The following is an 18685-nucleotide window of genomic DNA, read 5'->3' as shown; positions in this document are numbered from 1 at the left end:
CCAGCTTATTGCACGTCACGAAAGTCAGCCAGATTGGCTAACGACTGAACAACGCCATCAATTCCAGATGACTCGTGTGGGGAAACATATCGATGCCAGCAATCTTTTGCAACTGATAACCCGACTGTAACAACACTTTTGCATCGCGCGCAAAGGTCGCGGCATTGCACGATATGTACAATATCTGTGCCGGTTTTAGCTTAACCAGTTGTGGCATCGCGCCTTCGGCGCCGGCTCGGGCAGGATCAAGCACGATCTTCTGGTAAATCGGGTTATTCCAGTCCGTTTTACCCCAAGCTAGATGCAAATCGGCTTGCCAAAACTGGGCGTTCGTAATGCCATTAAGTTGGGCATTCGCCGTGGCTTGCTGCACCATAGTGGCAAGCCCTTCAACACCATGCACCAATTTAGCGCGCTGCGCCAAGGCTAAACTAAAATTGCCCATACCTGCATACAAATCAAGAATATTATCCTCAGCATGCGGCTGCAACCATTGTAGCGCTAATGACACCATTTGCTGATTTAATTGCGGATTGACTTGAATAAAATCAGTTGCGGCAAAGGCCAACTCTAAACCTTGCTCGCTTAACCGATAACGCGGACTCGGCGCATTAGGCTGCCAGTTTGTTAACTGCCCTGCTTCGGCTTCACCCAGCCAAACCGCTTCAGGCCACGCCGTAACAAATAATTGTTGCTCAGCGGTGGTCAATGGCTTTGTGTGCCTCACAATTAAAAACACTTGCTGCTCAGCGGCAATCACTTCAACATGCGTGATCGCACTCGGCTCTGATAATTGTGGTACAACCTGTTGTAATACTGCAAAAATAGGCTGTAACTGCGGCTGCAGTACAGCACAGGTATTAATGGGCGTGAGGGTTTTGCTGGCACTTTCTCGAAAGCCAACCGTTAGCTGCTTGCGTTTACGATCAAACCAGACACCAATTCGCGCTTTACGCCGATAACCTTGATCGGGCCCCGTTAACAATGGCTGCCATGGCAACTCGCCTAAACCGGTTTGATGACGGATTAATTCATCTACACCTTGTTGTTTTAATTGTGCTTGCTCGGCACTGGCCACATGCTGCAATTGACAGCCACCACATAACTGATAATGCGGGCAAAAAGGCGTCACTCGCAATGGGCTGGCTTTAAGTACCCGCTCAACGCGCGCTTTAATAAAATGCGTTTTATCTTCAGTCACTTTAGCAAGCACCTGTTCGCCTGCTAAAGCACCGCTGACAAAAGCAATCTTCTGTTGCCAACGACCAATACCATTGACTTCATAATCGGTCGATTCCACTTGCAATTTTACTTGCTGGCCAAGGTGTTGCGATTTTTGTTTCGGTTTATAGAGCGTTACCATTCGATGCAGGTCTTATAGGCATTTAAAGGATCATGTGTCATTATGACATGGCTGAGCTTAATTGTAACAAGTGCCGTGCCCTGATGAAAAAAATTGGTCTACGTTTTTGGTTAATTCTTTGTAGTGTGCTACCCAGCTTGCTGGTGGGTATACTGCTGGCTAGCTATTTTAACCACCGGCAACAACAGGCCAGTGAATTACACTTGCATGAGCGTGCTGCCAATGTCGCCCTGATGTTGGCAATTAGCAGCCAACCCCTGTTACAACAACAGCCACTAAAAACCGTTCTGCCTTTGCTGGAACATGCTCATCGTTTAAATGCCCCCTTGATTACCAGTATTTCGTTATTTGATGCTGAGGGCCGTTTATTACTCACCAGCAATAGCCAACAAGATTTATCTACTCATGCGGTGCATCAACAAGCCACTAAGCCTTCGCAAATCCGCTTTTATTCGTCCCAACCACAATTAATTGTCTATCAGCCATTATTGCGCGATAACAATTTACTGGCAGAAGACCCTGGCTATTTGCTATTACAGTTTGACCAACAACATATTTTATTACAGCAACAATTAGGGGTGCTGCAAAGCGGCGCTTTAATTGCTTTAGTCTTGCTGCTCGCACTGGGTTTAACCCTATTTTTAATTCAAAAACTGCAACCTGAACTGCAACGCCTGAAACGGCAAATGCAGCAATTGATGGATGGACAATATCGACTGCGGCCTTATTTGTTAGGTGTTAGAGAGTTTGATAATTTTCAACAAGGCTTATTGAAATTAGCCGAACACCTGTCTCGGCTAGAGCAAGAAATGCAGCAAAATATCGAACAAGTAACTAGCGATTTACGACTGAGCATGGAGCAACTGGAGATCCAAAACATCCAGTTGGATTTTGCGAAACGCAAAGCGCTAGAAGACAACCGACAAAAGTCTGATTTTTTAGCCAAAATGAGCCATGAATTACGCACCCCGTTAAACGCCGTCATTGGCTTTACCCGGCAATTATTAAAAACTCCGCTTACTCACCATCAAAGTGACTATCTACAAACTATCCAGAAGTCAGCGAATAGCTTATTGAATTTGGTCAATGATGTTTTGGATTTTTCGCGGTTAGAAGAAGGCCGAATGTCGATTAATCCTGAACCGTTTTCACTGCGCGACGTGCTAAACGATACCATCGAATTATTAGTCAGCAACGCCTTTGATAAGCAATTAGAGTTGGTGTTATTGGTCGAGCCAGATTGCCCTGATGCCGTGGTAGCCGATCCGGCCCGATTAACTCAGGTATTGATGAATATTGCCGGTAATGCCATTAAATTTACTGAGCATGGCAGTATCATCATTCGAGTTAAAGCCACCAGTTTGAATGATGAACAAATTCAGCTACAAATTTCGGTTAAAGATACCGGTCGTGGCATCAGTGAAGATAAAAAACGTCATTTATTTGATGGCGTCACACCCCTTGAGCAAAGCGACCAACAAACCGGCTCTGGCTTAGGCTTGCTTATCTCGAAACGGTTAGTGCTAGCCATGCAAGGTACTATTGGCTTTGAAAGCAAGTTAGCCGAGGGGTCAACTTTTTGGTTTACCATTAAGTGCCAACGCCATCAATTGTCGGTTGCCGAAGCGTTACCACTAGAGTTGCTGGCTGAAAAAACCGTTTTGTATTTTGAACCACAGCAATATTCACGCGAGGCCACCTTACAACTGTTGAGCAGCTGGGGAATGGTGGTTACGGCCTGCGCCACCAAAGCGCAACTGCAACAAGCGCTCAGTAAGACTAAGGCTTATGATATCGGTTTATTAGGCCGTGCCGTTGCGATTAATCAAGTTAATGAAATTATTACGCTGGTGCAGCGCATTAAAGCACACTGTCAGCATGTCTATTTGTTGGTGAATACCTTATCACCCAACTTGCGTGAGGTATTGCTCAGCTCAGGCGCCAGCGCTTGTTTACCCAAGCCGGCTCATATGCGCAAATTAGCTTTAACCTTAGCTCAGCCCTATACCGACATTGCTCAAGCCAATGGCCAAAGTGAAGAGATGCTATCGCCAGGCTTAAAAGTGTTAACGGTCGACGATAACGAAGCCAACCTAAAACTGATTAATACGCTTTTACGTGAGCATGTGCATGTTCTGGATTCGGCTCGTGATGGTGCCGCCGCGTGGCAGAAATCGACGCAGCATGCCTACGATATTATCTTTATGGACATTAATATGCCGGTGATGGATGGCATCACGGCGTGTCAACGCATTCGACAAAGCTCGTTAAATGAGCGTACACCGATTATTGCTGTGACCGCACATGCGATGGATGGCGAGCGTACACGCTTAATCAATGCCGGCTTTAATGAATTTTTAACCAAACCGTTAGATGACAAAATGCTGTTGTTTACCTTGCAAGAGTATTGTCAGCTGCAAAAACATCATGATACCCAGCAACAAGCCTTACAAGTGGTGCCTTTAATCGATTGGCCCATGGCGTTACAACGGGCGGCAGGTAAACCGGAATTAGCGCAAGAGATGCTGCTGATGTTGTTAAAAAGCTTACCGCAGTCTGAAAAACAAATTAACCAAGCGATTAGAGACAATGACCAACAAATGCTGCTGCATGCCTTACACAAACTGCATGGTGGATGTTGTTATACCGGTGTACCCAGGTTAAAAAATCTACTGGAAGCGCTTGAAACACAATTAAAACGCGGCGCCAATATCAAGCTATTAGAGCCGGAATTATCTGAGTTAGACGATGTTATCCAACTGCTCTATGGCATCGATCCGTCGATGCCAGAGCCCTGAGCTTAAGATTCTAAAATGACCGTGGCACAAGCATAAGCCTGCTCATCACTAATACTGAGCCAAACTGCGGTAACGCCCTTCTCGGCAGCTAACACAGCGGCTTGCTCGGTTAAGGTTAACTCAGGCTTGCCCCAGACATCATTACGGATCTCAAAATGTTGAAATGAAATGCCACGACCAATACCGGTACCCAAGGCTTTTGCCGCGGCTTCTTTCGCGGCAAAACGTTTTGCAAAGTAACGCTCGGGTTGCCGATGATTTTGATATTGCTCTTGCTCAAACGGGGTTAACACCCGCAGCACTAATCGAGGGGTCTGCTGCAAACTTCGGGCAATGCGTTCTATCGCCACAATATCAGTACCTAGGCCGCGGATCGCCATTAACGACGTGCCTCCACCATCAGCCGTTTCATTTCGCTTACTGCTGGGCCTAAACCGCTAAAAATGGCGCGGGCAATAATGGCATGACCAATATTAAGCTCGTACATTTCAGGGATAGCCGCAATAGGCTGTACGTTATGATAATGCAAACCATGGCCCGCATTGACCGTTAACCCCAATGAAGCCGCATAGGTTGCAGCCTCTTGAATACGCTTTAGTTCGGCTAACTGCTCCGCGGGATGCTTGGCTTCGGCATACTTACCCGTGTGGATCTCGATAAAGGGTGCGCCGACTTCGGCTGCGGCAGCAATTTGTTTCTTATCGGCATCAATAAACAGTGACACCAAAATATTATCTGCGGCAAGTTGCGCCACAGCATCACGCATTTGGCTTAATTTACCGGCAACTTCTAAACCGCCTTCGGTGGTCAATTCTTCACGCTTTTCTGGGACTAAACAGCAAAAATGCGGTTTCAGTTTAGCCGCAATGCCCAGCATTTCATCGGTCAGTGCCATTTCAAAATTGAGCCGTGTTGCGATGGTCTCGCGTAAAATAAACACATCGCGATCAATAATATGGCGGCGGTCTTCGCGCAAATGCACGGTAATGCCATCCGCACCGGCTTGCTCAGCCATCATTGCCGCGTGCACTGGCTCGGGATAATAAGTGCCACGTGCATTACGCACTGTTGCCACGTGATCAATATTGACACCCAAATAAATTGCCGTCATTTTTCTCTCCACTCTTTGGGTTACGCCTTATCGGACGAAGTAAATAATGCCCTGCTGGCTAAAGGTTTATTGCCCAGTAACGGGGCCAGTAATTGTCGAGTCAGTTGCTTAGCCACAGGTAATAGCCCAACAACATGCCATTGCTCTGCGGCCAGCGCTAGCAACATAGCACCAGGCCAGCCTTGCTGCACGGGCACCAAGCCTTGCTCTGGCACGTAACTATAATGATGATCGGCTTGCAAAGGTCGATCATAGCAGTCAGATGACCAGTCAGGTAATACGCCTAATTCGTCTAATAAGGCCAATTCAAATTGGCGCAACGCACTTTCTAAACCCGTTGCTTGTTGTTGTACCTGCACTAGCGCGGCTAATGCCTGTTGATATAAAGCAAATAAGTTATCTGATGGCTGATCAGCAGGCCATATACGACATATCAATTCATTGAGATACAGACCACTGAACAGCACCTTACCGCTTAATTGGCTGGCGGCACTGCTCTCTTCGAGCTGTTTTACCGTTTTTAAGTCACTGCGACCGGTTAAACTGACCGAGAACAACTGAAAAGGTTGGAGTGCGCGATGCTGTTTGCCACTGCGTCGCCGCGCAACAGCGCTAATGCGCCCTTGCTCAGGTAACAACAGTGACAATAAAAGTTTATCTTCCTGAAAGGGACGGCTATGCAAAATATAGGCAGGCCAGAGCTTAGCGTCCATTGGCGAGCTTAATCTTCGCCGTAACCTAAGCTGCGCAGCGCTCGCTCATCATCTGCCCAACCCGATTTCACTTTAACCCAGACTTGCAAAAACACCGGCGCATCCAACATGTCCGCCATATCTAGCCGGGCTTCGGTGGCAATTTGCTTGATCCGCTCGCCTTTGTTACCAATGACCATTCGCTTCTGACTTTCGCGCTCAACCAGTACTAACGCTGCAATATGAAAGTGTTTTTCTTCCCATTTAAAGCGCTCGATCTCCACCGTAACGGCATAAGGTAATTCATCACCGAGAAAGCGCATCAGTTTTTCACGGACGATTTCTGCTGCCATAAAACGCTGCGAGCGATCGGTAATATAATCTTCTGGGAAAAAGAATTCGCAAGGCGGCAACTGGCGTTGTATCACTTTACGAAGAGCTTCAACATTATCGCCGGTTTCAGCAGATAACGGTACCACGTCTAAAAACGATAACTGGCTACCCAACCACTGTAGATGCGGTAATAAATCTGATTTGTCTTTATACAAATCGACTTTATTCACTACTAACACTACCGGTTTATTGGCCGCGATCAGTTTGTTCAGCACCATTTGATCGTCATCGTGCCAACGCGTGCCTTCAACCACAAAAATCACACACTCTACGTCTTGAATTGATGACGAAGCCGCTTTGTTCATCAGGCGGTTAATCGCGCGTTTTTCTTCAATATGCAGGCCTGGGGTATCGACATAGACGGTTTGATACTGCTCTTGAGTATCAATACCGACAATACGATGACGTGTTGTTTGTGGCTTTTTTGAGGTAATACTGACTTTCTGACCCACTAATTTATTTAACAGGGTCGATTTACCGACATTCGGCCGCCCAACTATGGCCACCAAACCGGCAAAAGTCGTTGCTGCGTCGGGCTGTTGCTTATCTGTCATGTTTAATTTGTTCCAAAGCCAACTGAGCCGCATCCTGCTCAGCTTTGCGCCGAGATGAACCGGTCGCATTAATCGGGGGCATGCCTGGCACGGTGCAACGCACAGTGAAAGTTTGCTGATGAGCCTCACCCACGGTGGCAATCACATCGTAGGTAGGCAAGGGTTTACGTAACCCTTGTAAATATTCTTGCAGCAGGGTTTTCGAGTCTTTTTGCTGGCCTGGGGTAATCTCTTGTAAACGCTGTGCAAACCACAACATGATTTGCGCTTTACACGCTGCCATACCGCTATCTAAATAAATTGCCCCAATAATCGCTTCTAGCGCATCCGCTAAAATCGATTCTCGACGAAAACCACCACTTTTTAACTCACCTGGCCCTAAACGTAAAAACTCAGATAAGCCTAATTCTTGGGCAATAGAGGCTAAGGTGACCCCTTTTACCAGCGCCGAGCGCATGCGTGTTAAATCGCCTTCGCGGGTCTCTGGAAAACGCTCAAATAACGCTTCCGCAATGACCAGACCCAGTAAGGCATCACCTAGAAATTCTAACCGCTCGTTATGTTGTCCTTTACAACTGCGGTGGGTCAGCGCCTGCTCCAATAAGGCGGGTTGCTGAAACTCATAACTTAATTTGCGCATCAGCGGTGCTAACGGTTTATGCATAAAACACTCTTAATGGATCGGTCCTAGTCGTGCAAAACGTACACCAACCGGAACCCAACGCGGTAACCAGCTATTCGGGTCTTCGCTAAATTCAAAACTCATCCAGACAAATACCGCTTTACCAACCATGTTATCGGCAGGCACAAAGCCCCAAAACCGACTATCAACACTGTTGTCGCGATTATCACCTAGTACAAAATAGTGGCCTGCAGGTACAACAAACTCATCAATACCCGTACCTGGCTGACGATAGAAATCTTGTAGATTGTCTGGCAGCATCGGGGTTTGCAAAATATTGTGCGTTACCTGCCCCAGCGTTTCTTCATATCGGCGTTGTGGTAACGGCCCCATAAAGAACTCGGCTTCGGCTTGAAAGGTTAAAGGGATCATTTCTAAATTGCCGCAGCCGCTGGTTTGACCTTCGCTACAAGCGCGTTGGATATACAATTGCTTTTGCTTATACACAATGCGATCGCCAGGCAAACCCACAACCCGCTTGATATAGTCTAAACGTGGATTAGGCGGATATTTAAATACCGCAACATCTCCACGTTCAGGCTGATTGTTTGACCATAAGGTTTTGCGCCAAACCGGATCTTTCACATCATAAGAAAACTTTTCTACCAAAATAAAATCACCGACCAATAAGGTCGGCATCATCGATCCTGACGGAATTTGAAACGGCTCGTATAAAAACGAGCGTAACAAGGTGATGCCCGCAACCACCGGTAAAATTGAAATAGCGGTTTCAACAATGGCCGGTTGTTTTAAAAAGTCTTGCTGAACCTGTTCTGGCAATACCGACTTCGATTGGGCATTGGCAAAAGCTAATTTTTGCTGCCGCTTCGGCGCGAGTAAAAACCGCTCTAATAACCAAGTAACGGTACATGCTAACGTCAATAACACCAAAAATATTGCAAAATAACCAGCCATTAAGCTTCCTTAATCATGCGATCGGGGTTTATTTACCCACTTTTAAAATGGCCAAGAAGGCTTCTTGTGGCACTTCCACATTACCCACTTGTTTCATCCGTTTTTTACCGTCTTTTTGCTTTTGTAACAGCTTTTTCTTCCGGCTAATATCGCCACCATAACATTTCGCTAATACGTTTTTGCGTAATTGTTTTACCGTAGTACGAGCAATAACATGGTTACCAATAGCTGCTTGAATGGCAATATCGAACATCTGCCGTGGGATCAGCTCTTTTAGCTTTTCCGCTAACTGCCGGCCTCGGCCTTGTGCAAAATCGATATGACTGATGATGGCCAGCGCATCTACCCGCTCGCCGTTAATCAGGATATCAACCCGCTGCATATTCGAGGTTTGGAAACGTTTGAAACTGTAATCCAATGACGCATAACCGCGACTGGTCGATTTTAAGCGGTCGAAGAAATCCATCACCACTTCGGCCATCGGCAGTTCGTAAACCACGGCGACTTGTCGACCATGGTAGCTCATATTAATTTGCGTACCGCGCTTTTCGATACAAAGGGTAATAACGTTACCTAAATACTCTTGCGGCACCAAGATATGCGCTTCAACGATAGGCTCACGGATCTCATCAATATCATTTACCGCAGGTAAATCGCTGGGGTTATCCACTAAAATGGTCTCGCCATTTTTGGTTACCACTTCATACACTACCGTTGGTGCTGTTGTAATCAGATCCAGATCGTATTCCCGCTCCAACCGCTCTTGAATGATTTCCATGTGCAACATACCCAGGAAACCGATCCGAAAGCCAAAGCCTAGAGCGCCTGAGTTTTCTGGTTCATAAAATAATGACGAGTCATTTAAGCTTAACTTAGCCAGCGCATCACGGAAGTCTTCATAATCATCGCTGGACACCGGGAAAACACCCGCATACACCTGCGGTTTAATCCGTTTAAAACCCGGTAAGGCTTTTTCAGCGCTGTTTTTTGCCAAGGTTAAGGTATCACCCACTGGGGCGCCCTTAATTTCTTTAATACCGGCAATCACAAAGCCTACTTCACCGGTTTTCAATTCGCCGGTATTGGTGGCTTTCGGGCTGAACACCCCGACTTTGTCTACTTCAAAGATTTGACCACTCGACATCACTTTGATTTTGTCTTTGGTTTTGATACTGCCGTGTTTTACCCGAACTAAGGAGACAACACCTTGGTAGGCGTCAAACCAAGAATCGATAATTAATGCTTGCGTCGGGGCATCCGGCTCACCTTCTGGGCAAGGAATTTTTTTAACGATGGTTTCTAACACATCCTTGATACCCAAACCGGTTTTGGCCGAACACTGCACCGCACCGAGGGCTTCAATACCAATAATATCTTCAATTTCTTCAGCTACCCGCTCCGGCTCTGCCTGTGGTAAGTCGATTTTATTTAGTACCGGGATAACTTCTAAATTCATGTCCAAGGCGGTATAGCAGTTGGCAACGGTTTGTGCCTCTACCCCTTGTCCGGCATCCACTACCAATAAGGCGCCTTCACAGGCAGCTAACGAACGGCTCACTTCATAAGTAAAGTCTACGTGGCCTGGCGTATCGATAAAGTTTAGCTGGTATGTATTGCCATCATCTGCAGGATAATACAGCGTCACACTCTGTGCTTTGATGGTGATACCACGTTCACGCTCCAGATCCATGGAATCCAGCACTTGTTGCTGCATTTCACGATCACTTAAACCGCCACAATATTGGATCAGGCGATCGGATAAGGTAGATTTTCCGTGGTCAATGTGGGCAATAACTGAGAAATTTCTGATATGTTCAAGTTTAGGCATGGTATCCGCAAGAAACTAAGCGTATGGCCGCCGTCGCTGTCAGTAAATGACCAATAGCTTAAGGCTAACCATACAGGTTATTAATAAAATTAGCGCGAATTGTACTCTATCCCGCAGCAGCTTGCTATGGTTGTTAAGCGTCAGTCGCTGCAGGGTTTAGCTTTATACTGGGCAGTACGCTTAAGATGATCACTTGCTCTTGCTGGCTTTGCAAAGACTGATTATAACGCCGAGCTAAAGCAAAGCCGCTGGCACCGCCGAACAGTGCGCCCAACATCAACCAGCCCTCGGCCGGTTGCCATAGGCTTTGCATGGTCACCACCACCACTAACATCAACACTAAGGGTAATAAATAGACGGCCAAGGCCGCTAACACTAAGCCTTGCTCGGCAACACCAATCGTCACTTGTTCACCGGGTAACAGCTGTAACGGAGTTTTGACAAAAAAGCGATTTTGGCGAGGTGTAAAGGTTTGCGCTACGATGCCAGTACCGCAATCAGTACTGACATGACAGCTATGACAGGTCCCAGCCGGTGTGGTGTTTAGCCAGACCCCATCGGATTCAATGGCTAATACGGTGGCAATTTCTTCAACCATGGGGCAGCTGGCTCATCATTAGCGCACCGCAGCGGCTAAACGCTTGGCCGTTTCAATGCTGATTGGTCCAATCACGGTCACATCCTGTTTAGCATCGGCTTGTACATAAATGGTGGTGGCGCCATCACGGTAAGCTTGAGTGGGTAACTGGTGGCTATTCTGCACAAAAACCGACACTTGATGTAAGCCATCTGACAATAACCAGTAACTGAGAACATCAGGTTGTAACTGAGGCACTAACAATGGATCGTCGCTAATGCTAAAACCCTTCGGTAACCAGCTAAGTTGGTGCGGTTGCGAAGCCGGTTTGGCCACCACGGGCGGTGTCAGCGCAGGCAACTCAATTTCCAGCAATTGCGCTAAGGTATCGGGAAGTTCAGGAGTGATGCGTAAATGCGTGACCTGCCAAATCTCTAAAGCACGGTTTTTGTTATTGGGATGTTGTTCAGACAAGGTATCAATGCGCAGCGGAAAGCCGGTTTGCACATCTACCCACAGCCAATAATGATGCCGATTATCATCAATAGCAGATAGCCTTAATAGCTGGGCACTGCGACCGTCCATCAGCGAACTGCTGCCAGCGACCGCATCGTATAGGCTGCGAATCTTTTCGGGGCTTTGAAATAATAATGGCGGCAGTTCTTTAATACTGCTGCTTTGGGTCACGAGAGAAGGACGCTCGCTGAGTAAATAATACACTTTGTCGCTGCGTCTAACGATATCGACCCCATCGGCGTACATTGGGATCAGATGTTCAATTTCTTTATCACCCGAACGGCCATGCAACCAACGATAGGTCTCGGCTTGGCCGCCTTTCAGCACGACATAAGAAACGTCAAAATTGTGCTGTTTAACACTCTGCTGCACTTTATCAAATAAAGCCCAACCCGTTTCTTCGGCACTTGCCGGCTGACTACAACACAGCACGACCATACTACAGATGCCAAACAGCCATTTCATCATTATTGCTCGCGTTTTTCCTGTGTTGAAGTTTTGTTCGTTTGCGTTTCAGAAACTCGAATTTGCTGACGGTGTGCCTGTAATAACGCTTGCAGACGTTGCTGTTGCTCTAACATCGCTTGCTGCTCTTGCGCTTCAAAACGATTTTCAACAGACGTTTGACTTAAACTCACTGGCGTGGCAAAACCGGCAACGGGGCGAGTTTGTAACAGAGGCGTTGGCGCACTCAGTTGCTGTTCGAGCGGTTGCTGATATTGCTGCACACCAAATACCGCGACTAAAGCGACACTGGCGGCAATAGCACCATGTGCTGCCGGTTTAAACCATTCGGCATTCGCCGCCTGCCGTAAACCGTTTTTCATTTTCTGTAATAAACTGCTGCTGTTTTGCAATTGGTAAGTTGGCTCTTGTTCCAACATACTGGCCAAGTTATCGGCAAAATCCAGTGGTAACACACTTTCGGCTTCGTTTCGAAGCACGGCACCAGCCAACTGATAGCGCTGCACGGTTTCCTGCAAATCAGGCTGCTGTAACAATTCTGACAGTTGCTCGGCAGTTAACGCGTGATTATCGGCGGCTTGTGACAGCCATTCTTGCTTTTCTGACAACATAAAGTTTCCTGTCAAATAGTCTATATCGGCTTAGGTATTACCCACTAAGGGTTTTAACTGAGCGTCTATGGCTTCGCGCGCCCGGAAAATACGACTACGTACTGTACCTATCGGACACTCCATAACTTCGGCAATCTCTTCGTAACTTAACCCTTCTAATTCACGTAGCGTAATTGCCGTACGTAACTCATCGGGTAATTTTTCTATGGTACCAAACACCACTTGGCGAATTTCTTCGGACAATAATAAATGTTCCGGAGAATCTTGTTCTTTTAGCGCATCACTGCCTTCGTAGTATTCTGCATCCTCGGCATCAACATCGCTAGCCGGTGGCTTACGATTGTTTGATACCAGATAATTTTTGGCACTATTCACTGCTATTCGATACAACCAAGTATAAAACGCACTCTCACCACGAAAACCGGGGATAGCTCGATAAGCTTTAATAAAGGCTTCTTGAGCGACATCAGCTACGTCACCATGGTTAGAGACATAACGTGAGATTAAGTTCGCGATCCTATGCTGATATTTTTTTACCAGCAGATTAAAAGCGGCTTTATCGCCTTGTTGTACACGCTGGACAATTTGCCAATCTAATTCTTGCTCGCTCATTCTTGAGCCTACCCCTGTAATACTTATTTAGGTGTTGTAAACGAATGGCGCCAGTCAAGCGTACTAACTATGACTGCAGGCTGAATAAATAGTTCTGCTTATTTTTATAAAAACGCTAGAATAACCTGAACATAGCGCAACAAATTATACCGCAGCCTGTTATTTTAGTCTGTTTTACCAAAGCCACTAACTGAGTTAAGTGTATCCTATGACACAACCCAATGAATATCTTTGTGACGTATTAATTATTGGTAGTGGCGCGGCGGGTTTGTCGCTAGCGCTGCAATTGGCGGATCACGCCAGCGTTATTGTTTTAAGTAAAGGGGCTTTACGCGAAGGCTCAACACTGTACGCGCAGGGCGGGATCGCCGCGGTGTTTGACGAAAATGACACCATCGCGTCGCATGTGAATGACACCCTGATTGCTGGTGCCGGTTTGTGCGAAGAAGAAGCGGTAAAATTTACCGCAGAACACGCTAAGCAAGCGATGGAGTGGTTAATCGCCCAAGGCGTCCCCTTTGATCAGTATCAAGATACTGATGGCAGCATGAAATACCATCTCACTCGGGAAGGTGGCCACAGTCATCGCCGCATCTTGCATGCAGCCGACGCCACCGGTAAAGCCGTACAAATCACGCTGGTTGATCAAGTTAAACGCCACCCAAATATTCGTTTGTTAGAAAACTACAACGCCATTGATTTGCTTACCGGCAAAAAACTCGGTCTTGATCCGGCACGTTGTTATGGTGCTTATGTTTGGAACAACCTTTTGGCTCGCGTTGAGACCATTCAAGCTAAAGCGGTGGCACTAGCTACCGGCGGCGCCAGTAAAGTGTATCTGTATACCAGCAATCCTGATGTGGCCAGTGGCGATGGCATTGCGATGGCTTGGCGTGCGGGTTGTCGGGTGGCCAATATGGAATTTAATCAATTTCACCCAACCAGTTTGTACCACCCTGCAGCACCGAATTTTTTAATTACCGAGGCCATGCGCGGCGAAGGAGCCTATTTAAAGCGCCCCGATGGCAGCCGGTTTATGCCTGATTTTGATGAGCGTGCAGAGTTAGCACCGCGAGATATTGTGGCTCGTGCGATCGATTTTGAAATGAAACGCCTTGGCGCTAACTCCGTGTTTTTAGATATTAGTCATCAAGACAAAGACTTTATTATTGAACACTTCCCCACTATTTACGCTAAATGCCTCAGTGTGGGTATTGATATTACCAAAGAGGCCATTCCGGTCGTCCCTGCTGCGCACTATACCTGCGGCGGCGTAATGACCAATTTGCATGGCCAAACAGACTTGCAAAATTTATACGCCATTGGCGAAGTGGCCTATACCGGTTTACACGGCGCAAACAGAATGGCGTCTAATTCGTTATTAGAATGTATTGTTTTTGCCCAAGCCGCCGCTCGACATATTTTAACGCAATTGCCCCAATCTCAAGCTACCCTAACGTTGCCTGCTTGGGACGATAGTCGAGTGAGTAATTCGGATGAAGAAGTAGTGATAACGCATAACTGGCACGAGTTGAGGTTATTTATGTGGGATTATGTGGGTATTGTGCGCACCGATAAGCGACTTGAACGAGCACTGCATCGCGTAGAGTTACTCAAACAAGAAATCCACGATTATTACAGCCATTTTCGTATCAGCAATAATTTATTGGAATTACGTAATTTAGTGCAAGTGGCCGAGCTTATTATTCGCTGTGCCATGCAGCGTAAAGAAAGCCGGGGTTTACATTACAATTTGGATTACCCAAATATGCTAAGTGATAGTAAACCGAGTATTTTACAACCGCTGCGTTAAAGCGCCTCGTCAGCAACGCTGCGCCAGCGTTGCAATTGTACCCGTCTTGCCAGTGCTCGATAATCACTGGCAGACAATTGGTCGGCAAACAGATAACAGCGCTGCTGCTGGCCCATTTCGTCATACCAAAACAATTGCACAAACCAAGGGTTGAGCAGACAATTTGCGGCTAATTGCCCAGCGGGTAAAGCGCTTTGTTGCCAATGCAAAGCGCCATCTTGCTCAATATGTAAAATACCGCTAACACCGGGTGCAGCCCAGTATTGCAACATCAGATAAAAAAACGCTAGTAGCAGCAAGGCAGCGGGTAAATACCAGATCCCTTGCAGCGGTAAAGTGAGGACGATAGCGCCACCGAGCAAACTGATGGCCAGTAGCGCAATGCGTCGGTAACGCGAGGTTCTCAGATAAAAGCTAGACCCGGACACGATTGACGATTAACTCAACCATGGCTTGAATAGAGGCATCTTTTGAGTGCTGATGCCCCATGAACCAAGCGAATAAATCCGGATCATCACAGGCTAAGAGCCGTTCAAAATCGGCTTTTTGCTGGTCGTTTAATGCATCGTACCCTTCGTCGACGAAGGGGGCTAATAAAATATCTAACTCCAACATACCGCGACGACACGCCCAGCGCAGTTTTGGTTTACTCATTAAAGCGGTCATGTAGACTCCTCATTATTCTGCGACATTGGCAGTATCTTAACAAATATTGCGATCAGGGGTTGAGCTTTTGTGTCTTGCCCCAATCTATTTACTATTCACGTTTAAATGAACGCTCGCTATGCATACATCTTGGCTAACTGCAGAACAATACGCACAATTATCTACTCAGGTTCATGATGCTTATCTTGCTCCTTTACCTGCTTTTCAGGTATTGGCTATTAGTGGGCCTGATAACCGTAAATATCTACAAGGGCAAACGACCTGTGATATTGAAACCTTAACGGCGGACACTTTTTTACGCGGCGCACATTGTGATGCTAAAGGTAAAATGTGGGCGATATTTCAGTTGTTTGCCAAAGACGATGCGCTACTGATGGTCGCTTTTCGTGACGAACTGCAAGCCTCTGCCGCCCAACTGAAAAAATTTGGCGTGTTTTCCAAAGTAAGTTTTGACCAAACCACCGAACCTTATGCCGTGTTTGGTTTAGGCGGTTCGCAAGCAGAGCAACTTGTGACACAGTTAGGCTTTAGTCTGCCCGCGGCAGACGGTCAGGTTAGCCACGGACAACACGGCAGCTTATTACGCTTAGCTGCGGCGCATTTTATGTTGGTGCTACCGCAAACGCAGGCGCAGCAACTTATGACGGCAGATTGGCCACTGGCTGCCCCAACGGTTTGGCTCAAAGCCCATATTTTGCAAGGGTTAGCTTATTTAGAACAACCACTAATTGGCGAAGCTGTGCCACAGATGCTTAACTTACAAGCGATTGATGCCATCAGCTTTACCAAAGGCTGCTATATCGGACAAGAAACGGTAGCCCGCTTGAAATACCGCGGTGGCAATAAAAGAGCCAGTTACATTTTACACGCAAACACCAACGAACTTCCGGTCGCAGGTACAGCAATAGAACTGCAACTGGAACAGAACTGGCGCCGGATTGGCCAAGTCATTAATGCGGTGAATATCAATGACCAACTTTGGTTGTTAGCACTGCTCCCGAATGATATAACACCGGCAGACACCTTGCGGTTAAGTGCTGAGCAGCCCGTTTTGCTGCAACAGTTACCGCTACCTTATTCATTAAATTAAGAGGTTTGCATGACCATTTCTCAAGACAAAGTCGTCGCCATCCATTACACAGTAACAGATACTGCAGGTAACCAGCTTGACTCTTCTGCTGGCGGCGAACCTCTAGTCTTCCTGTTTGGCCATGGTGCATTGATCCCAGGTCTGGAACAAGCACTGATTGGCAAAAACAGTGGCGATAAATTTACGAGCAGCATTGCTGCTGCAGATGCTTACGGCGAGCGTCATGATCAACTAGTGCAATCCGTACCGAAAAACATGTTTGAAGGTATGGATGTAGAAGTAGGCATGCGTTTTCGCGCATCCGGCCCGGATGGACGTGAACAGCCAGTCATTATTGTCGACGTCACAGATGAAGAAGTCGTCGTTGATGGTAATCACCCACTCGCCGGCATTGAACTCAGTTTTGATGTTGAAGTTGTGTTAGTTCGTGATGCGACAGAGGAAGAACTGGCGCACGGCCATGTGCATGGTTTAGATGGACATGCTTCACACTAAGGCCTATTGATTTCATTGATAAAAAAAACCGCAGTGACCGCTGCGGTTTTTTTATTGACCCTAAGCAAACATGCCAACTGAAAAATCATTGCTCTGAAGTAGTGCAACCCGCCGCATGAACTGCTTGACAGCCACCCCAAAGCCACATATTTTTAGCCATTGTTATTTTTCAGCCACTGAGCACATTATCCAGCTGATGAAAGATCGTATTAGTATTTCTATCTCTAGCATCAACGGCACCAAGCACTTTAGTATCGGTAAGATATTTAAGCGCAACGCTGTTATTGGCTTATGGCTTGTGCTGTTTTCAGTACTGATCACCGCGGCGGTGATTAACTATTTGCTGCATACGGTTGAACAAACCAAAACCGAGCAACAGCTACTGACCTCACAAACGAATGCTTTACAGCAACAACTGGCTCAGTTAAATGCCGCTCGCGAAACCCTAGAACACGAATTAACCCTTAAACAAGATCAGATGCTGCAAGTCAGCCAGCGTTTGGGTGAAATTGAACAGAATTTAGGTTTAGAGCAAGGTATCGACCAAAATTTAGAAGCTCGACTGGATATCGCCACCGTAAATGCCAGTGCAAGGATGGCCATGTTGCAGCTGGTACCCAATGGCTCACCACTTGATTTCGATAAACGTTCTTCTCGCTATGGCGTTCGTACCCACCCTATTTTAGGCAAGCGCAAGCATCATAATGGTATCGATCTCACAGCACCGAAAGGTACCGAAATTTATGCCCCTGCTGACGGCGTAGTGGAATTAGTGCGTCGCAGCAATAGCGGTTATGGCAACTTATTAAAAATACGTCATGCTTTTGGTTTTGCCACGCTTTACGCTCATTTATCAGACTTTAATGTGGCAAGTGGCACCTTTGTCCACAAAGGCCAATTAATCGCGAAAGCAGGCAATACCGGCAGTTCAACCGCACCGCATTTACACTATGAAATTCATTTTCTTGACCGGTCGCTTAATCCACAACACTTTATGGAATGGGATTCCGGTAATTTCGACCTGTTGTTCGAAAAAGAGAGGAGTATTAAATGGGATTCTTTGGTAACCATGTTGCAAACCAAGGCAAGCACACAATTACAACTGTCATCGCTGAGGGATGCGTCCTTAACGGCAACTGCCGAGTAAACAGTGATATGCAAATCGACGGCGAACTTGAAGGTAACGTCGAATGCAAAAGTACTGTCATCATCAGCTGTAGTGGTAAAGTTGTTGGCGAAATCACCGCTGACAAAGTGATGATAAATGGCTATTTCGATGGTCAAATCACCGCTAACATAGTTGAAATACTGCCTCAAGGCAAAGCACATGGCGTGGTGTTCAGCGATAATTTGTGTATCGAACGGGGTGGCAGTTTTTTCGGCGAAACGCATGCCTCTAAACCTGGCCAACAAAATCTGCTGTTAACCGACGAATTGCAACCCAACAACGTTGCTGAACTTAGCCAAGCGAAATAACGCCTGTTTATGCTACACTATGCCCTTT

Annotated in this window: 20 protein-coding genes; 6 read left to right on the top strand and 14 right to left on the bottom strand. The window is 46.7% G+C overall.

The genetic code is table 11. The features are described from left to right. Positions 1-37: 37 nt before the first annotated feature. Complete coding sequence (gene rlmD, locus ACUJFL_RS04855; RefSeq protein ID WP_445428634.1) at positions 38-1363, bottom strand: 23S rRNA (uracil(1939)-C(5))-methyltransferase RlmD; 1326 nt, start codon at positions 1361-1363, stop codon at positions 38-40. Between the two features lie 83 nt (positions 1364-1446). On the opposite strand from rlmD, the gene ACUJFL_RS04850 reads away from it, so the two are divergent. Continuing rightward, positions 1447-4161 (top strand): response regulator, encoded by a 2715-nt coding sequence (locus ACUJFL_RS04850; RefSeq protein WP_445428633.1) that lies wholly within the window; start codon positions 1447-1449, stop codon positions 4159-4161. A gap of 2 nt (positions 4162-4163) precedes the next feature. On the opposite strand, the gene acpS is transcribed toward ACUJFL_RS04850, so the two are convergent. The 11 genes from acpS to rpoE form a co-directional block, all read right to left on the bottom strand. Next, positions 4164-4541: a holo-ACP synthase gene (acpS, locus tag ACUJFL_RS04845; protein ID WP_226749610.1), complete on the bottom strand. Its 378-nt coding sequence runs from the start codon at positions 4539-4541 to the stop codon at positions 4164-4166. Further along, positions 4541-5272: a pyridoxine 5'-phosphate synthase gene (pdxJ, locus tag ACUJFL_RS04840; protein WP_226749609.1), complete on the bottom strand. Its 732-nt coding sequence runs from the start codon at positions 5270-5272 to the stop codon at positions 4541-4543. The genes acpS and pdxJ overlap by 1 nt, the downstream gene beginning before the upstream one ends. A 20-nt stretch (positions 5273-5292) precedes the next feature. Beyond that, positions 5293-5985: a DNA repair protein RecO gene (gene recO, locus ACUJFL_RS04835; protein WP_445428632.1), complete on the bottom strand. Its 693-nt coding sequence runs from the start codon at positions 5983-5985 to the stop codon at positions 5293-5295. Between the two features lie 8 nt (positions 5986-5993). After that, entirely contained in the window at positions 5994-6911 is a 918-nt protein-coding gene (gene era / locus ACUJFL_RS04830) for a GTPase Era (protein ID WP_445428631.1), read from the bottom strand. After that, complete coding sequence (rnc, locus tag ACUJFL_RS04825) at positions 6901-7575, bottom strand: ribonuclease III (protein ID WP_226749606.1); 675 nt, start codon at positions 7573-7575, stop codon at positions 6901-6903. Before rnc ends, era begins: the two co-directional genes overlap by 11 nt. Before the next feature lie 9 nt (positions 7576-7584). After that, positions 7585-8508: a signal peptidase I gene (gene lepB, locus ACUJFL_RS04820; protein WP_226749605.1), complete on the bottom strand. Its 924-nt coding sequence runs from the start codon at positions 8506-8508 to the stop codon at positions 7585-7587. A 28-nt stretch (positions 8509-8536) separates the two neighbouring features. Then, on the bottom strand, positions 8537-10336 hold the full coding sequence (gene lepA / locus ACUJFL_RS04815; RefSeq protein WP_226749604.1) for a translation elongation factor 4: 1800 nt from the start codon (positions 10334-10336) through the stop codon (positions 8537-8539). A gap of 133 nt (positions 10337-10469) precedes the next feature. Continuing rightward, positions 10470-10934, bottom strand: a complete 465-nt coding sequence (locus ACUJFL_RS04810; RefSeq protein ID WP_445426272.1) for a SoxR reducing system RseC family protein — start codon at positions 10932-10934, stop codon at positions 10470-10472. An 18-nt stretch (positions 10935-10952) separates the two neighbouring features. Beyond that, positions 10953-11897 (bottom strand): MucB/RseB C-terminal domain-containing protein, encoded by a 945-nt coding sequence (locus tag ACUJFL_RS04805; protein WP_445428630.1) that lies wholly within the window; start codon positions 11895-11897, stop codon positions 10953-10955. Beyond that, on the bottom strand, positions 11897-12505 hold the full coding sequence (locus tag ACUJFL_RS04800; protein WP_226749601.1) for a sigma-E factor negative regulatory protein: 609 nt from the start codon (positions 12503-12505) through the stop codon (positions 11897-11899). Before ACUJFL_RS04800 ends, ACUJFL_RS04805 begins: the two co-directional genes overlap by 1 nt. Positions 12506-12535: 30 nt before the next feature. Then, positions 12536-13117 (bottom strand): RNA polymerase sigma factor RpoE, encoded by a 582-nt coding sequence (rpoE, locus tag ACUJFL_RS04795; RefSeq protein WP_226749600.1) that lies wholly within the window; start codon positions 13115-13117, stop codon positions 12536-12538. 208 nt (positions 13118-13325) lie between these two features. Between rpoE and nadB the strand changes: the two genes are divergently transcribed. After that, positions 13326-14930 (top strand): L-aspartate oxidase, encoded by a 1605-nt coding sequence (nadB, locus tag ACUJFL_RS04790; RefSeq protein WP_229585380.1) that lies wholly within the window; start codon positions 13326-13328, stop codon positions 14928-14930. Here nadB and ACUJFL_RS04785 read toward each other — a convergent pair. Both ACUJFL_RS04785 and ACUJFL_RS04780 read right to left on the bottom strand, forming a co-directional pair. Next, the gene (locus tag ACUJFL_RS04785) at positions 14927-15358 is read right to left on the bottom strand and encodes a protein YgfX (protein ID WP_306177070.1); all 432 of its coding nucleotides are present in this window, start codon (positions 15356-15358) and stop codon (positions 14927-14929) included. The two genes, nadB and ACUJFL_RS04785, sit on opposite strands and share 4 nt — an antisense overlap. Continuing rightward, positions 15345-15596: an FAD assembly factor SdhE gene (locus ACUJFL_RS04780; RefSeq protein ID WP_226749597.1), complete on the bottom strand. Its 252-nt coding sequence runs from the start codon at positions 15594-15596 to the stop codon at positions 15345-15347. Before ACUJFL_RS04780 ends, ACUJFL_RS04785 begins: the two co-directional genes overlap by 14 nt. Positions 15597-15714: 118 nt before the next feature. Between ACUJFL_RS04780 and ygfZ the strand changes: the two genes are divergently transcribed. The 4 genes from ygfZ (at position 15715) to ACUJFL_RS04760 (ending at position 18657) form a co-directional block, all read left to right on the top strand. After that, the gene (gene ygfZ / locus ACUJFL_RS04775; protein WP_229585378.1) at positions 15715-16686 is read left to right on the top strand and encodes a tRNA-modifying protein YgfZ; all 972 of its coding nucleotides are present in this window, start codon (positions 15715-15717) and stop codon (positions 16684-16686) included. A gap of 9 nt (positions 16687-16695) precedes the next feature. Next, a complete protein-coding gene (locus ACUJFL_RS04770) occupies positions 16696-17181 on the top strand; it encodes an FKBP-type peptidyl-prolyl cis-trans isomerase (protein ID WP_445428629.1) in 486 nt (161 codons plus the stop codon). Positions 17182-17377: 196 nt separating this feature from the next. After that, on the top strand, positions 17378-18328 hold the full coding sequence (locus tag ACUJFL_RS04765; RefSeq protein ID WP_445428628.1) for a M23 family metallopeptidase: 951 nt from the start codon (positions 17378-17380) through the stop codon (positions 18326-18328). 8 nt (positions 18329-18336) lie between these two features. Further along, complete coding sequence (locus ACUJFL_RS04760) at positions 18337-18657, top strand: bactofilin family protein (RefSeq protein WP_229585375.1); 321 nt, start codon at positions 18337-18339, stop codon at positions 18655-18657. Positions 18658-18685 lie beyond the last annotated feature (28 nt).

This window comes from Alishewanella sp. HL-SH05 (assembly GCF_052655985.1).
This window is presented reverse-complemented; position numbering and strand designations above follow the sequence as displayed.

What these genes read in the sequence shown, in the direction of transcription:
- rlmD (WP_445428634.1), bottom strand. Translation starts at nt 1,363, where the DNA reads ATGGTAACGCTCTATAAACCGAAACAAAAATCGCAACACCTTGGCCAG.
- ACUJFL_RS04850 (WP_445428633.1), top strand. Translation starts at nt 1,447, where the DNA reads ATGAAAAAAATTGGTCTACGTTTTTGGTTAATTCTTTGTAGTGTGCTA.
- acpS (WP_226749610.1), bottom strand. Translation starts at nt 4,541, where the DNA reads ATGGCGATCCGCGGCCTAGGTACTGATATTGTGGCGATAGAACGCATT.
- pdxJ (WP_226749609.1), bottom strand. Translation starts at nt 5,272, where the DNA reads ATGACGGCAATTTATTTGGGTGTCAATATTGATCACGTGGCAACAGTG.
- recO (WP_445428632.1), bottom strand. Translation starts at nt 5,985, where the DNA reads ATGGACGCTAAGCTCTGGCCTGCCTATATTTTGCATAGCCGTCCCTTT.
- era (WP_445428631.1), bottom strand. Translation starts at nt 6,911, where the DNA reads ATGACAGATAAGCAACAGCCCGACGCAGCAACGACTTTTGCCGGTTTG.
- rnc (WP_226749606.1), bottom strand. Translation starts at nt 7,575, where the DNA reads ATGCATAAACCGTTAGCACCGCTGATGCGCAAATTAAGTTATGAGTTT.
- lepB (WP_226749605.1), bottom strand. Translation starts at nt 8,508, where the DNA reads ATGGCTGGTTATTTTGCAATATTTTTGGTGTTATTGACGTTAGCATGT.
- lepA (WP_226749604.1), bottom strand. Translation starts at nt 10,336, where the DNA reads ATGCCTAAACTTGAACATATCAGAAATTTCTCAGTTATTGCCCACATT.
- ACUJFL_RS04810 (WP_445426272.1), bottom strand. Translation starts at nt 10,934, where the DNA reads ATGGTTGAAGAAATTGCCACCGTATTAGCCATTGAATCCGATGGGGTC.
- ACUJFL_RS04805 (WP_445428630.1), bottom strand. Translation starts at nt 11,897, where the DNA reads ATGATGAAATGGCTGTTTGGCATCTGTAGTATGGTCGTGCTGTGTTGT.
- ACUJFL_RS04800 (WP_226749601.1), bottom strand. Translation starts at nt 12,505, where the DNA reads ATGTTGTCAGAAAAGCAAGAATGGCTGTCACAAGCCGCCGATAATCAC.
- rpoE (WP_226749600.1), bottom strand. Translation starts at nt 13,117, where the DNA reads ATGAGCGAGCAAGAATTAGATTGGCAAATTGTCCAGCGTGTACAACAA.
- nadB (WP_229585380.1), top strand. Translation starts at nt 13,326, where the DNA reads ATGACACAACCCAATGAATATCTTTGTGACGTATTAATTATTGGTAGT.
- ACUJFL_RS04780 (WP_226749597.1), bottom strand. Translation starts at nt 15,596, where the DNA reads ATGACCGCTTTAATGAGTAAACCAAAACTGCGCTGGGCGTGTCGTCGC.
- ygfZ (WP_229585378.1), top strand. Translation starts at nt 15,715, where the DNA reads ATGCATACATCTTGGCTAACTGCAGAACAATACGCACAATTATCTACT.
- ACUJFL_RS04770 (WP_445428629.1), top strand. Translation starts at nt 16,696, where the DNA reads ATGACCATTTCTCAAGACAAAGTCGTCGCCATCCATTACACAGTAACA.
- ACUJFL_RS04765 (WP_445428628.1), top strand. Translation starts at nt 17,378, where the DNA reads ATGAAAGATCGTATTAGTATTTCTATCTCTAGCATCAACGGCACCAAG.
- ACUJFL_RS04760 (WP_229585375.1), top strand. Translation starts at nt 18,337, where the DNA reads ATGCAAATCGACGGCGAACTTGAAGGTAACGTCGAATGCAAAAGTACT.